This window comes from Alteromonas sp. ABH4_456, from assembly GCF_056160645.1.
The window spans coordinates 321,528-336,189 of the sequence record NZ_JBSWXO010000002.1 but is presented as its reverse complement, the minus strand read 5'-3'; the positions used below and the strand labels follow the sequence as shown (position 1 = coordinate 336,189).

Annotated in this window: 13 protein-coding genes; 5 read left to right on the top strand and 8 right to left on the bottom strand. The window is 49.0% G+C overall.

Annotated features, from left to right (window positions below; all coding sequences use genetic code 11):
• Position 1: 1 nt before the first annotated feature.
• The gene (locus ACXAG2_RS04500) at positions 2–193 is read right to left on the bottom strand and encodes a zinc ribbon domain-containing protein (RefSeq protein ID WP_474864859.1); all 192 of its coding nucleotides are present in this window, start codon (positions 191–193) and stop codon (positions 2–4) included.
• 151 nt (positions 194–344) lie between these two features.
• Between ACXAG2_RS04500 and ACXAG2_RS04495 the strand changes: the two genes are divergently transcribed.
• A complete protein-coding gene (locus ACXAG2_RS04495; protein ID WP_474864858.1) occupies positions 345–2,468 on the top strand; it encodes an exonuclease domain-containing protein in 2,124 nt (707 codons plus the stop codon).
• Between the two features lie 116 nt (positions 2,469–2,584).
• Here ACXAG2_RS04495 and ACXAG2_RS04490 read toward each other — a convergent pair whose 3' ends face one another.
• The 6 genes from ACXAG2_RS04490 to aroQ form a co-directional block, all read right to left on the bottom strand.
• The gene (locus tag ACXAG2_RS04490) at positions 2,585–3,505 is read right to left on the bottom strand and encodes a hypothetical protein (protein WP_474864856.1); all 921 of its coding nucleotides are present in this window, start codon (positions 3,503–3,505) and stop codon (positions 2,585–2,587) included.
• A gap of 334 nt (positions 3,506–3,839) precedes the next feature.
• Positions 3,840–4,394 (bottom strand): outer membrane beta-barrel protein, encoded by a 555-nt coding sequence (locus ACXAG2_RS04485; protein ID WP_474864854.1) that lies wholly within the window; start codon positions 4,392–4,394, stop codon positions 3,840–3,842.
• 129 nt (positions 4,395–4,523) lie between these two features.
• Positions 4,524–5,021, bottom strand: a complete 498-nt coding sequence (locus ACXAG2_RS04480) for a DUF3750 domain-containing protein (protein WP_474864994.1) — start codon at positions 5,019–5,021, stop codon at positions 4,524–4,526.
• A gap of 126 nt (positions 5,022–5,147) precedes the next feature.
• On the bottom strand, positions 5,148–6,491 hold the full coding sequence (accC, locus tag ACXAG2_RS04475; protein ID WP_119503065.1) for an acetyl-CoA carboxylase biotin carboxylase subunit: 1,344 nt from the start codon (positions 6,489–6,491) through the stop codon (positions 5,148–5,150).
• A 13-nt stretch (positions 6,492–6,504) separates the two neighbouring features.
• Positions 6,505–6,978: an acetyl-CoA carboxylase biotin carboxyl carrier protein gene (accB, locus tag ACXAG2_RS04470; protein WP_474864852.1), complete on the bottom strand. Its 474-nt coding sequence runs from the start codon at positions 6,976–6,978 to the stop codon at positions 6,505–6,507.
• Between the two features lie 20 nt (positions 6,979–6,998).
• Positions 6,999–7,430 carry a type II 3-dehydroquinate dehydratase gene (gene aroQ, locus ACXAG2_RS04465; protein WP_303572374.1) on the bottom strand — a complete coding sequence of 144 codons (432 nt, stop codon included), beginning with the start codon at positions 7,428–7,430 and terminating at the stop codon, positions 6,999–7,001.
• Positions 7,431–7,728: 298 nt separating this feature from the next.
• On the opposite strand from aroQ, the gene ACXAG2_RS04460 reads away from it, so the two are divergent.
• Positions 7,729–9,252: a TonB-dependent receptor gene (locus tag ACXAG2_RS04460; RefSeq protein WP_474864850.1), complete on the top strand. Its 1,524-nt coding sequence runs from the start codon at positions 7,729–7,731 to the stop codon at positions 9,250–9,252.
• 77 nt (positions 9,253–9,329) lie between these two features.
• Here ACXAG2_RS04460 and ACXAG2_RS04455 read toward each other — a convergent pair whose 3' ends face one another.
• Entirely contained in the window at positions 9,330–11,147 is a 1,818-nt protein-coding gene (locus ACXAG2_RS04455; RefSeq protein WP_474864848.1) for a protein-disulfide reductase DsbD, read from the bottom strand.
• A gap of 296 nt (positions 11,148–11,443) precedes the next feature.
• On the opposite strand from ACXAG2_RS04455, the gene ACXAG2_RS04450 reads away from it, so the two are divergent.
• The 3 genes from ACXAG2_RS04450 (at position 11,444) to groL (ending at position 14,200) form a co-directional block, all read left to right on the top strand.
• Positions 11,444–11,959 (top strand): FxsA family protein, encoded by a 516-nt coding sequence (locus tag ACXAG2_RS04450; RefSeq protein WP_119503060.1) that lies wholly within the window; start codon positions 11,444–11,446, stop codon positions 11,957–11,959.
• Positions 11,960–12,221: 262 nt separating this feature from the next.
• Positions 12,222–12,512, top strand: a complete 291-nt coding sequence (locus ACXAG2_RS04445; RefSeq protein WP_119503059.1) for a co-chaperone GroES — start codon at positions 12,222–12,224, stop codon at positions 12,510–12,512.
• Between the two features lie 41 nt (positions 12,513–12,553).
• Entirely contained in the window at positions 12,554–14,200 is a 1,647-nt protein-coding gene (groL, locus tag ACXAG2_RS04440; RefSeq protein WP_474842047.1) for a chaperonin GroEL, read from the top strand.
• Positions 14,201–14,662 lie beyond the last annotated feature (462 nt).

The window sequence follows — 14,662 nt, the reverse complement described above, 5'->3', positions numbered from 1 at the left end:
ATCAGGCATTCTCCTGCTCAACCTGCACGGTCAGGTTGTCGCCGTCACTGAACACTGTCATTTCAATAGGCTGACAGCAGACCTGGCAATCCAGTACCTGCATAACATTGATATCGTTCTGCTCATCAATTTCTACTTCATTCGGCTCCATGCAATAGGGGCAGTGAAATAACTTAGGTGTCGTCAGACTCATAACCACTCCGGATAACTGATTAAAATGATGTTGCTAACCTTTGATATACGAAGAAAACAGATAACCGGATTGTAAGGAAACTGCATCCGGCGGGTTGATTAAAGTGGCTGTATAAATATACACTTGGTCAGGTGTACAGTATCCGGTGCAGATGATGCGTAAAACGTTGCCTGAAAAATATTATCTTGATCACTTCCGAGAGTTTTTGTCCTTTTTCGACGGTGCCAGTGGCGCATTGCTGGACGACAGTGCGCGGCGTTTTATTGAGGATTTCAATGCACTGCCGGAACCGCAGCAATGCATCATCGCCCGTGCAGCAAACCGCAAATACGCCATCATCAACCGTGAGCATTTCTACTACGAAGAAATACCGCATCCGCAGCAGCAAATAGATGCGCTTTCCGCCTCCGGCTGGTTCGGGTGTGTAACAGAAGCGCCGCTGCAGGAACTGGCCGGTATGCTGACCAAGGCTGATATTCTTCAATATCTGCATGATCTCGGGATCAGCGGTCAGCCTGCTTCAGCTAAAAAAAGTGTACTGATGGCAGACTTATTCGATGGCATAAAACGTCATGGCTGGCCGGCGTCATTGTCGGTGGAGCATTTACTGTTTTGCCGCTTCGATGCCACTATGCGTTATTTGCTGTTTCTGTTCTTCGGCAACATTAAAGGGCGGCTGAATCAGTTTTCCATGCGTGATCTCGGTATTATGCGTACGCGGGGCCAGGCTGTGTCTGATCAGGCACGCTTCGAATTGCCGGAGGATGCCGGCGCTGCTTTTTACTATGCTTCACGCACCGGCGAACTGGATTTTCTTGATGATGAGGCCTGTCTGGCAGCAGCAAAAGCCCCCGTGCCGGAAACCTTCTCCACCATTTCAGCAGTGCTGGCGGAAAAATACCACGCAAAACTGGGGTCAAAGCTGCTTTCTGTCGACCGGCAGGCTGCACTGACTTTTCTTGAGCAGTCTCCCGGCGACACAGCAAAAGAAAAATGGATTCGGGAAGCTTACAAAGAGGGATTGAAAGACGAGGTAAAGCAAAGCCTGGAAAGCATTATCGATACCCCGCCCTCAGATACATTGCTGGCTTTCGCAGAAGATTTTTATCAGCGCAAATATCATAAGAAGCGTACCAGTATAGTGACTGATATGTTGCGCAACGCGTCCCGCACATTGCAACTGGATGAGAGTCAGAATCAGTCTGTTGAACGGGGCGTCATTGCCTGGTATCAGCGTCACGGCGCTGAAGCCTGGCGAACCGAGAATCGCTTGTGGCGGAGTCTGTTTGCCCTCACGTTCTGGACATTATTGTTTGAAGAGGATGCGCCGGTAACTGCCTTCGACCGGCGTCCCCAAAGCCTGAAGAATAATGCTTTCTATGATTCATTTGCGGTAAAAATTGATGAACTGCTGGCAAGTTTTACTACTGCAGACGCACTGATGAAGCATGTAACGGCCATGGCCGCTGCCCATTATGGTGAATCGAACAGCTTGTTCCTGTGGGGATCGAAATTGCTGGATCCGGTCAAAGGCTTGTTGACACATGCGCCGGTTACACAGGTGACAGCCATGCTGAAAATGATGGCGCAGGACTTTGCCAGTCTGCGTGACGGTTTTCCCGATATTATGGTGGTGGAAAACGGGGCGCTGCGGTTTGAAGAAATTAAGGCGCCCGGCGATCAGCTTCGCCGCAACCAGCTTGTCAGTATTCAGAAGCTGCAGCAGGCCGGATTTGATGTGCAAATAACGCAGGTAAGCTGGTACCGTGACCCGGAGCAGCCCTATGCTGTCGTTGATATCGAAACCACGGGCGGCAACAGCCAGTATCACCGGATCACCGAAGTCGGCATTGTGAAAATTATCAACGGGGTAGTGGTGGATGAGTGGCAGTCTCTAATCAATCCGCAGCGACACATTCCTTCGTCTATTACCCGGCTGACCGGGATCAGTAATGACATGGTCGCCGGTGCACCGGTGTTTGCCGACGTAGCTGAATCCATCGAAGCGTTTACCCGCGACTGTGTGTTTGTCGCCCATAACGTTAATTTCGACTATGGATTTATCAAGCAGGAATTTGCCCGTCTTGAGCAGCCTTTCCGGCGGCCCAAGTTGTGTACTGTCAGAGAGTCCAGAAAAGCCTTTCCCGGACTTGCCTCATATTCACTGGCGGCGCTGACAAAACACTTCGGCATTGATATGGAACAGCATCACCGGGCATTATCTGATGCAAGGGCGTCAGGCGAACTGCTGGTGATGACGCAACAGCAGGATTAAAAATGCTTAATGCATCGTTGCTGAACCCGCGGGTTTTCTCCTGCGTATTTATTATGCACTGTTGAAGTGTGTACGCGTTCTTGCTGTTTGGCCTTCTCTCCGGGAAGGCCTTTTTTTTATAACTTCATTTTTAAACCGGTGAGAACACGCTCTACGTTGTCCACCACGTCCAGCCGGATAAACCATTCAGCATCTTCTGCGAACAGCGCACTGCCGCCTATTTCGCCGGAAAAGCCATGACCGTATCCGAGAAAGTCCTCGGTGAGTTCCGCACGGGAACCCAATCCTTCATCAACCCGGGAAGCGTAGACAAAGTAAGACAGCGGATAGTTTTTAATGGCACCTTCCCCGGCAACGCCAATAATGGCTTTATTGCGGGACTGGTCAAGACGCTGGATCCACTCAATAAATACTTCGTGCTGCGGGTGCCAGGCATAGCGGTATTCACTGCGGACAAAATTACCGCCTGTCATGCGCTCCAGACTGATCTCAAAGCCGGCTTTATCTGAAAAACGGCCCGAATATTCCAGCTCTGCATAATCCAGTTTCGCCGGTAGTTGCAGAGCATCTGAGGGATCCTGATTATCCAGTTGTCCGGCAACCAGCTCTACAGCATGATGACTGTTCAGATTAACCACATGGCGAATACCTTCAATCCACCCGTCTTTCGACAAGCCGGTGGAAGATACCCGTCCTTTGTAGGTGGGAATAATACCAATCTCCGTCTTGCCTGCAGATGACGTACGTCTGACATATAAACGACGGACTTGAAGCTGCTGGCTGCTACCGTCAAACAAGGTGTTATGACTGGAAGAGAAGTCATTCCCGGTGACAATAAAACTGTTCAGGCTCCAGTTTTCCCCCATAGCGAGTTGAGGATAATAGCGGATCCGGTATTGCGTGCGGTGATCTCTGTCTGAGCGGGCATCTGAACGAACCTGTAAATCCAGCTTGTCGTTAAAAGACCATTCACTCTGACCCGAAGCACTGGTGCTGATAAAAAGAGCAATACACAAACCTGAAAAATACCGCCACATAACACTGCTTTCCATATACCGGACACAAATAAACCAAACACGATACGATGAATTTATTACATTAGCTCAGGCGATAAATGTTCGGGGCAAAAAAAAGCCAGCACGGGGCTGGCATAGAAGTGGAACGCAATGAGATTGGGAACTCAAACACATCATCGGGAGAGATGTTCAGGAAGAGGCCTTCCCGTTTGAAGTTGAGATGATAATAGCGCTGACCAGCTGGTCCGGATATCGGGAAAAAGCGATGAGTGAAATCGTATTTTACGAATGATCTTGCGAGTGATTTAACGAGGACTGGGGGAGAGGCGGAAGCACCACCTCCCTGCATGCAAAATCAGAAGCGGTAACCAATACCTGCCATCAATGCCGCAGAAACGTCATCGCCAGAGTCTGATACTGCTGTTGATTCGAGCTTGGCATAAAAGCCCTGCGCTTTACCCGAAAAGGTGAATCTCGCGCCTATTCCGGCAGTAAACTCATTTCTGCGATAGGTACTCGTGTAAGAGCCGGGAATGCATTCAAATTCATTGCAGATAACGGAGCCTATCACTGCGTTGTCTTCATCTATCCGCGATACCCCCAGCTTTCCATAGAAACGAAACCAGTCTGTATTGAAATCGTGACCCAAATTTAACCCGGCGTAAGCAATGGTAATCATCCCTTTTTCACGGCCATATTTGAATTCTACAGAGGTAATTTCGTTGAAATCGTATCCGGCTTCCACATATTGACCGGAGTAGCCGCAACTACTGCAATCTTCAGACGTTGTTGTGAAAAAACCGGCTCCGGCGTAAAGACCACTGTCTTGATCAGCCAAAGCAGAGGGAGCAAACAAACCGGCGGCAACTGCAGAAGCTAACAGCGGGGCAGCTTTGAAAAAAGACGACATAAAACAACTCCTTAATGAATCAACAGATACACCTGTAAAGAGCAGGAATCTGATGCACCAGTCCGTCCGGTGCACTCATAAGGTAGATGCTGATGCGTTGTTAAGCCACCCGTGAAGTGTAACCAAACATTACCTGGCGTAACCTGAACCAATTGCGGTAAAAGGCATATCCAGTTCCAGCTCAGGAACCTGGAGGCCTACCCAGGCCGGAAAGGTATTGCTGTTCGGTCCCGGAAAAAGGGTATATTCATCTGCCCAGGGATAGCGGGCAACGGCTTCCTGCACCTTAGGTAACAAAGCTCTGGCTTTTTCACCGGTAACCGAAAGGACTTTCTCCGGCTTTGCTCCATACCAGTAGCGATCCGGCGTCGGCGTGGTGTACTCCCTCAGCGCAGGCAGGCCACTTTTTACCCGCCAACCTGTGACTTCATACACTGTGTACTCCGGTGCATCCTGCGGCTTTACCGCAATCCAGGTATGCACGGCAAACCAGCCACGCCAGCTGTAAGCATCAGCCGCATAGACTTCGATAACCGCGTCAGAAAAGTTATCCGGCGCATAAGCAATGCCCGCAGGCTCTCTGGACGCACTGCGCCAGTCCTGACTGGAACATCCACCGGTGATCATGATGAGCGTGAGTAACAGAAATTTTCGCACAGTTTTCTCCTTTTCTTAGTTTCATACTCTCAGGACGGTGAAAACAGCACAAACAAAAACACCCGCAAAAGCGGGTGTTTTATCGATTTTTGACGTTTACGCCATGCCGAGTTTCTTCTCGAGATAGTGGATGTTAGTACCACCGGCAAAGAAGTTTTCATCGGCCATGATACGGCGCTGTAACGGGATGTTGGTTTTAATGCCGTCTACTACCAGTTCGTCCAGCGCGTGGCGCATACGGGCAATGGCTTCATCACGGCTTTCACCGTAAGTGATGAGTTTACCAATCATGGAATCATAATACGGCGGTACGGTGTAGCCGCTGTAAATATGCGATTCCCAGCGTACACCCAGACCACCCGGTGAGTGGAAAGTGTTGATTGTGCCGGGGCTTGGAATGAACGTGTCAGGGTCTTCCGCATTGATACGGCATTCAATGGCGTGGCCACGAATTTGTACCTGTGACTGGTCAACAGACAGTGGCTGACCGCCAGCAATGCGAAGCTGTTCTTTAATCAGATCAACGCCAGTGATCATTTCAGAAACAGGGTGTTCTACCTGAATACGGGTGTTCATTTCGATGAAATAGAATTCGCCGTTTTCGTACAGGAATTCGAAAGTACCTGCACCGCGGTAACCAATTTCTACACAAGCTTTACAGCAGCGCTCGCCAATTTTGTTACGCATTTGCTCTGAGATACCAGGCGCCGGCGCTTCTTCCACAACTTTCTGATGACGACGTTGCATTGAACAGTCACGTTCACCTAAGTGAATCGCATTGCCCTGACCGTCTGACAGTACCTGAATCTCCACGTGACGGGGATTTTCAAGGAACTTTTCCATGTACACAACCGGGTTACCGAACGCCGCACCGGCTTCTGCCTGTGTGGTTGCGATAGATTGGATCAGTTCGCTTTCGCTGCGTACAACACGCATACCACGACCACCACCACCACCGGCAGCTTTAACGATGATTGGGTAGCCAATGCGTTTAGCAATGGCTTTGTTGCGTTCTTCATCGTCGGTCAGCGGGCCATCGGAACCCGGTACACAAGGTACACCGGCTTTTTTCATGGCGTTAATCGCTGACACTTTGTCGCCCATCAGGTTGATGGTGTCCGCTTTCGGGCCAACAAAGATAAAACCGCTTTTCTCGACCGCTTCAGCAAACGCTGCGTTTTCCGCCAGGAAGCCGTAGCCCGGGTGGATTGCAATTGAATTGGTCACTTCTGCCGCAGCAATAATGCGCGGAATGTTCAGGTAACTTTCAGTTGCAGAAGCACCACCGATACAGATGGATTCATCTGCCAGCAGTACGTGTTTTAAGTTTCTGTCCGCGGTAGAGTGCACGGCTACGGTTTTGATGCCCAGTTCTTTACAGGCACGCAAAATACGTAACGCGATTTCTCCGCGGTTAGCTATGAGTACTTTATCTAACATATCGGCCGCCTGATTATTCGATGATGAACAGAGGCTGATCGAACTCTACCGGTTCCTGGTTTTCAACCAGAATAGCTTTAACAACACCCGCTTTGTCAGCTTCAATCTGGTTCATCATCTTCATTGCTTCGATGATACAAAGGGTATCGCCAACGTTTACAGACTGACCGACTTCAACGAATGACTTGGCAGTAGGAGAAGAAGCGCGGTAGAACGTACCAACCATCGGAGATTTAACCTGATGGCCAGTAGGACCTTGCTCGGCAGCCGGTGCTTCAGCAACAGGCGCAGCGGCAGCAACAGGTGCTGCTACAGGCGCTGCTACAGGAGCAGGCGCTGGTGCAGCATAGTTGTAAGCCATTGGTGCAGCAGCACCAGTAGGACCACGGTGGATGCGTACAGATTCCTCACCTTCAGTGATTTCCAGTTCGGCAATACCGGATTCTTCAACCAGTTCGATGAGTTTTTTAATTTTTCTGATATCCATTGTCATTTCTCGTTTTTAATTCAGTTTTTCAGGTTCAGGGCTGCCGTCAATGCGAGTTCATAACCAATGGCACCTAAGCCAAGGATGACACCTGCAGCAACGTCAGATAGATATGAATGATGGCGGAAAGGTTCCCTTGCATGCACATTAGACAAATGCACTTCAATGAAAGGGATGTTTACACTTAACAGTGCATCACGAAGGGCGACACTGGTATGTGTAAATGCCGCAGGATTGATGATGATAGCATCGACCTTTCCCATGGCATCATGAATGCGGTTGATCAATTCGTGTTCTGCGTTAGACTGGAAATGGCTCAGCGATGCACCTGCCGCGCTGGCTTTTTCTACCAGATTATCGACAATGTCCTGAAGCGTCTGGTAACCGTAGGTTTCCGGTTCACGCTTGCCCAACATATTCAGGTTGGGGCCATTAAGTAACAAAATTTCCATAAACTTGCTGCTATCTTTCTTAAAATGATTGCTTACAACGCATTTCAACAGAAAATAACTCTGCTTGCACGAATTTTGGACCATGAATTGTGGATTTCCACCAGGTTAACGGCAGATTATAGAGGATGAGATAGTTTTCGCAGCAAAATACTGGTCTAATCAGGGGAAATAGACGCAAGATTAGATGATAATCTATGGTTTTTTAACACTCTCTATACCAGCTAGTCGCTTTTCCATTCTTCCGCGAACATTTGTTTGCACTTAATGTCGTCACCGGCACTTTATCCCCGGCAGCCACGTGTACCTATATAACATCCAGATCATTGCCAATGGCAAAGTGTTAGCTGAAGACGAGCTGCGCGTGTCCCTTGGTTCTAACAAAGAAGCTGACTTTAACCTCGACGAATTAACCGCAGAGCGTATTGAAGTTACCGGCGCCCGTGTTTCAGCCATCGATTTAACCTCTATGGATTCCGGCCTTGTAATGGGCGAAACCGAAATTGACCGCATGCCTATTGCCCGTGACCTTACATCGGTTGCACTGTTGGCACCGGGTGCAGTAGCCGGTGATTCGGCATTTGGTAATACCGCTTCTTTCGGTGGTGCATCGGTTGCTGAAAACTCTTGCTACATAAACGGTCTGGAAGTAACGAATACCCGTCAGGGCACCGGCGCTATTTTCCGTGATACCACAAACGATTTCGACAATTCCTTTGATTATACCGTTTCTGCATCAGGTCCCATTATTGAAGATAAGCTGTTCTTCTATGCGCTGATCAATCCGCGGGATGTGCATAACCAGTTTGGTGGCACTAACGGTACTGAACGCTTTGCCGGTGCGAATATCATGAACGTTGATGAGTCATCCGGCTCAGATAATCTGTTCTGGGGCGCTAAAATTGACTGGGATATCACTGAAAATCACCGCCTGAGCTTCTTCGGTTACTCAGACAAGAATGAAACAACCCGTACCGTCTATGATTACGATGCTGAAACCGGAACTATTGGTGACTACTCCGGTTCATTCCTGCGTAAGCGCGGCGGTGAAGCGAAAAGTGTGACCTATACCGGTTACCTGAATGACGACCTGTCTGTCAGCGCAATGTGGGGGAACATCCAGACTGATTACAGCTCTGACCCCAGTAACCTGGATTGTTCAAGCGTTACTGATGCACGTGACGGCATTTCCGATGCAGAGCGTGTTTCTTCATGTGGTCCCGGCGGCTCTTTCGGCGCTAACGAAGATGAAAATACCCAGTATCGGTTCGATATCGAATACTACTGGGGCGATCACAAAATCAACGCCGGTCTGGATAAACAAACCCGTGAATCCATCCGTATCACTCAGCCGATTGCCGGTCACTCATGGACGTATGAAACGCTGGCTGCCGGCGGTAACATTCAGGGCGATTCCGGTTCGCTGTACGTGAACAACACCGGTGCTGCACAGGATCTGGTTTCAGACCGCATCTTCTCCGGTGGTGGCAGCTACGGCGATACGTTCTACATCTATCAGGGCTGTGCTGTAGAGGGTGATACCTGTGCACAGGAAGACAAGCTGTACCGCTATGCACCACGTGGCAGTGCAGGTCGTACACCGTGGACCTTCAAGGTTGACTTGTCAGCAGCTTACGCATTCTCTTACGAGGGTGTCGATATGCGTACGTCCATTAACATCTTCAATGTGTTAAATACACAAGAAGCGCTGGCGCTGAATGAACATTACGAAAGTAGTGAAGGTACAGTTAACCAGTGGTATGGCGCAGCTTACAGCTGGCAGGCTCCGCGCTCAGTAAGATTAACGTTCGAGGCGCGTTACTAAAATAACGTCTCACCTGGACCCGAAGCCCCTTCTCCCAAGGGGCTTTTTTTATGCCTGCGGTTTAGCGGGCCGGTCCGCTATTGATTGCCCAGTGCCCGGTTCACGTGGTCAGCAAATGCGTCTGCTCTCATAAACCCCGTTACCCTGGACTGATTGATTTCTTCACCGGCAGTATTGAAGAACAAAATGGTGGGCAACCCCAGTACATCAAACTCGTCCTGGAAAGCCAGATTCACCGGCGTGTTCTCTGTGAGATCGATTTGCATCCATACCGTGTGTGAAAGCGCCGAGATGACCGCCTCATCGGGAAAGGTGTACTTCTCAAATTCTTTACAGGCCACACACCAGTCGGCGTACAGGTCGACCATCACCGTTTTGCCTTCGGCATTTGCAGCAGCCAGCTTCTGCTCAAAGTCATCCAGGTTTTTAACGACCATAAATTCCGGATGACCCGCATCATTCCCGTGCTGACCACTTTGTTGCGCAACCGGCGATGACGTGCCGCCAAACAGCGTGACATAACCGGTCATGGCGCTGGCGAATAAGCCCAGTGAAATAAGCAAGGTGCGTACACCCTTCATGAAAGAGGGCTGTGTGGGCTGATTGACTACGCTGTAGTAAGAGAAGGTAGCAAGACCCGTTAATGCCCATAGCAGATTAGTCCAGGACGAAGACCACAGGCGCTCGATAAACAGAATCGCAACGGCGAGCATCATAAAGCCGAAGCTTACCTTTACCACGTTCATCCAGTTCCCGGCTTTAGGAAGCAGTTTTCCGCCAGTCATACCAAACAGAATAAGAGGAATACCCATTCCCAGGCTAAGTACGTACAGTGAAATGAAGCCTAATGTCATGTCGCCGGTTTGTGCGATAAACAATAAAATACCGGTAAGCGGTGCGGTGGTGCAGGGAGAAGCCACCAGACCGGACAGCACACCCATCACAAACACGCCGGCAAAATTGCCGCGTTTCTGATTATTGCTTACATCGTTAAGTTTACTCTGCCAGGACGACGGCAACTGAATTTCATACACGCCGAACATGGCCATAGCCAGCGCAATAAACAGCACAATAAACACGCCCAGAATGGCCGGGTGCTGAAGGGCTGCCTGGAACTGTACGCCCGCCGAAGCAACCACAAGACCTAAAATGGAGTAGGTGATCGCCATGCCCTGCACGTACACAAAGCTTAAGGTGAAGGCGCGGCTTAAGCTCATGCCTTTACCCTGACCCAGCACGATGCCGGATAAAATGGGGTACATGGGGAATACGCATGGAGTGAAGGCAAGGCCAATGCCCAGCGCCAGAAACAGTAATAGAGTCACAGGCAGATTGTCTTTGTCAGCCAGCCTTTCAGCCAGCCCGAACTGCTCAGATTTTACCGCTTCGCCGCTGGCTTCTGAAGACGAGCTGTCCTGCTCAGCGGGTTCTGCATTACCCACAGCAGACAGATAAATCACTTTTACGGTCGGGGGATAACACAGGCCGGCGTCGGCACACCCCTGGAAGCGGACTTTTACCACGCCATCCTCTTTGGCCTGGTTTACCGGTACGGTAAAGGAAACATTGTGGTAGTACACTTCGGTGAGACCAAAAAAATCATCTTCTTTTTCTTTGCCCTCAGGAAATACCGGCTCACCTAATTCGACGTCTTTCCCCACCAGTTTGAACTGGTGCTTATAAAGGTAGTAATCATCTGCAATAGTAAAGTTAAGGGTGAGTTCATCGTCGTTTTGCTGAAAATCAAACACGAAAGCGTCATCAACAGGCAGAAAGTCAGGCTCTTCCTGTTGCGGGAAGGCGTCTCCCTGATTGAAATCCGGAATTTGTGCTGAGGCCTGTGCGGGCAGCAATAAATACAGGCAAATAAACAGCAGAGACGAAATATACTTCATAACAAGCTTATCCTTCAGAAAAAGCGCAATATCGCGGATGGTGGCTCAGCCGTCCCGCTCCGGATACTGAATTATCAGGGTGCAACGGACATTTCCCATAACTGACCGCGACAGTAGCGATATTCTTTCAGATTTTTCTGTTAAGAACGAATCTCTTACCGTGAAAACTGTCGTACTCATAAGAAATAACTTGTGTTTAAAGTGAGCAACCCCACTTTACCCTTTCAGTTTGCTGGTAACAGTCTACGAAAATTTGTGCTGCAGCCGGCATTAAACTTAAGCAACGAGGTTTAGTTTTGCGACTTTTATTTTTGCTGTTCGCCATTATGCCCATCATCGAAATTGCCTTACTGGTAAAAGTTGGCGGCATCATCGGCGGATGGAACACCATTGGAATTGTGTTATTAACCGCCTTCATCGGCGCTTACTTTGTGAAGCGGGAAGGCATTCACACCTTACAGATAGCGCAGGAAAAAATGCAGCGCGGTGAAATGCCGGGCAAAGAAATGGTGGAGGGCCTGATGCTGGCCGTGGCCGGTGTGTTAATGGTAACGCCGGGCTTTATCACGGATATTTTCGGTATTTTGCTGGTGTTGCCCGGTACCCGTCACCTTATCGCCGGATTTGTCAGCAAGCATATGAAGATGCGTGTGGTCACGGCCGGTTCGTTTCAGCAACAGGGGCCTTTTGCCGGTGGCGCCGATCCATTCGGTCAGCGTCCTCAGGGTGGCCAGTACAATGCTGACGGCGATGTATTTGAAGGTCAGTACACCGACAAATCAGCCGGTGAAGATAAGCCCCGCCTTAAATAAGCTTCTGCGGCCGCACGCTCCGTCGTGTGGCCTGATTACTTTATTCTTTAATTATTTATCCCGCTCCCCTGAGAAAAGTAAAAAAATTTGCATTTTTTTCACCAAATCCCCTTGAAGTTGTAGGGTGACTCCCCCATCTATCCACGCAGAACACGATTTGAAGGCAGGAGACTGCTTTCTTTATACAGTAAATGGCGTACACAAGACCGTACGTCCTTGTTAACTAACATTTAGATAGTTGGAATTTTCAGGAGACTTGAAAATGGCAATTCGTCCTTTACACGACCGCGTAATCCTTAAGCGCGCTGAGCAAGAAACCAAATCTGCCGGCGGCATCGTGCTTACCGGTTCTGCTGCAGAAAAATCTACCCGTGCGAAAGTTATCGCTGTGGGTAACGGCCGTATCCTTGATAACGGTGAAGTTAAAGCTCTTGACGTAAAAGTTGGCGACACCGTTATTTTCAACGACGGTTACGGTGTAAAAACCGAGAAGCTGGAAGGTGAAGAAGTGCTTATCGTTAGCGAAAGCGACATTCTGGCAATCGTTGAGTAATAGACGTTTAACGTTTTAACCGTATTTAGAGGAATTTAAACATGGCAGCTAAAGAAGTACGTTTTGGTGATGACGCCCGCACGAAGATGCTGAAAGGCGTTAACATCCTTGCAAACGCAGTAAAAGTAACATTGGGCCCTAAAGGCCGTAACGTAGTACTGGATAAGTCATTCGGTGCCCCTACCATCACTAAAGATGGTGTATCTGTAGCCAAAGAAATCGAGCTGGAAGACAAGTTCGAGAACATGGGCGCGCAGATGGTTAAAGAAGTAGCGTCTAAAGCAAACGACGAAGCCGGTGACGGTACTACTACTGCAACCGTTCTGGCACAGGCTATCGTAACTGAAGGTCTGAAATCTGTTGCTGCGGGCATGAACCCGATGGATCTGAAGCGCGGTATCGATAAAGCCGTTGCTGCAGCTGTTGAAGAATTAAAAGCACTGTCTACTGATTGTGCGGACAGCAAGTCTATCGCTCAGGTAGGTACTATCTCTGCTAACTCTGACTCAGAAGTGGGTCAAATCATTGCTGAAGCAATGGAAAAAGTAGGCAAAGAAGGCGTTATCACTGTTGAAGAAGGTCAGGCTCTGCAAAACGAGCTGGACGTAGTAGAAGGTATGCAGTTTGACCGTGGTTACCTGTCTCCTTACTTCATCAACAACCAGGAAAACGGCACTGTTGAATTAGACAACCCGTTCATCCTGCTGGTTGACAAGAAAGTATCAAACATTCGCGAACTGTTGCCTACACTGGAAGGCGTTGCTAAAGCCGGTAAGCCTCTGCTGATCATCGCTGAAGATCTGGAAGGCGAAGCGCTGGCAACTCTGGTTGTTAACAACATGCGCGGTATCGTGAAAGTCGCTGCTGTTAAAGCACCTGGTTTCGGTGACCGTCGTAAAGCTATGCTGCAGGACATCGCAATCCTGACTGGCGGTACTGTTATCTCTGAAGAGATTGGTCTGGAGCTTGAAAAAGTTCAACTGGAAGACTTAGGTACTGCGAAGCGTGTAGTTATCAATAAAGACAACACTACGGTTGTTGACGGTGCAGGTGACGAAGCGGCTATCGAAGGTCGTTGCGCGCAAATCCGTGGTCAAATCGAAGATTCTACTTCTGACTACGACAAAGAGAAGCTGCAGGAACGTCTGGCTAAACTGTCTGGCGGTGTTGCGGTGATCAAAGTAGGTGCTGCTACTGAAGTTGAAATGAAAGAGAAGAAAGACCGCGTTGAAGATGCACTGCACGCTACCCGCGCTGCGGTTCAGGAAGGCGTAGTCCCTGGTGGTGGTGTTGCTCTGGTTCGTGCAGCCGCTAAACTGGTAGACCTGACTGGCGAAAACGAAGACCAGACTCACGGTATCAAGCTGGCTCTGCGCGCGATGGAAGCGCCTCTGCGTCAGATCTCTATCAACTCTGGTGCAGAAGCATCGGTTGTTGTTAACGAAATCAAGAACGGCGAAGGTAACTACGGCTACAACGCAGGTAACGACACTTACGGCGATATGCTGGAAATGGGTATCCTTGACCCGACTAAAGTGACCCGTTCTGCGCTGCAATTCGCCTCTTCTATCGCCTCTCTGATGATCACCACAGAAGCGATGGTAGCTGAGCTGCCTAAAGAAGAAGCTGCTGGTGCACCTGATATGGGTGGCATGGGCGGAATGGGCGGCATGGGTGGAATGATGTAATCATTCTCCGCTTCAGCCACTCGTTATAATTCAATGAGTTAGAAGCCTATTGAAACTAACTGTGGTACGATTTGTATCACGGTTAGTTTCACACTTTTCCCTTAATCTTTTCCAACGATATTCCATCAGCTTCCCAATAGCTGTCTTTTATTTCCTCTACCCTAAAAATTAAGCCCTGTGTTGCTCTTTGAGATTGCGGAACTTAATCGCAGGTTACTGCTTTATTACAAATTCATTTTTCACATCATTGCTGGAGCACCTTTTCATCCCGCACTAAATGAGTTTACAGAGCCGTAAACCGGACACTTTTATAGAAAATTGCTACCTGTTTGAATCGATGTTTTATCGAACGTTAGAAAGCTGAGAAATTGGACTTAATAATAAAATATTCTTGAATTTGCAATTCATATGAGATAAAAAATTGTTATGTGGTGGTAATGCCTCAGAACAAACTTCCGCATC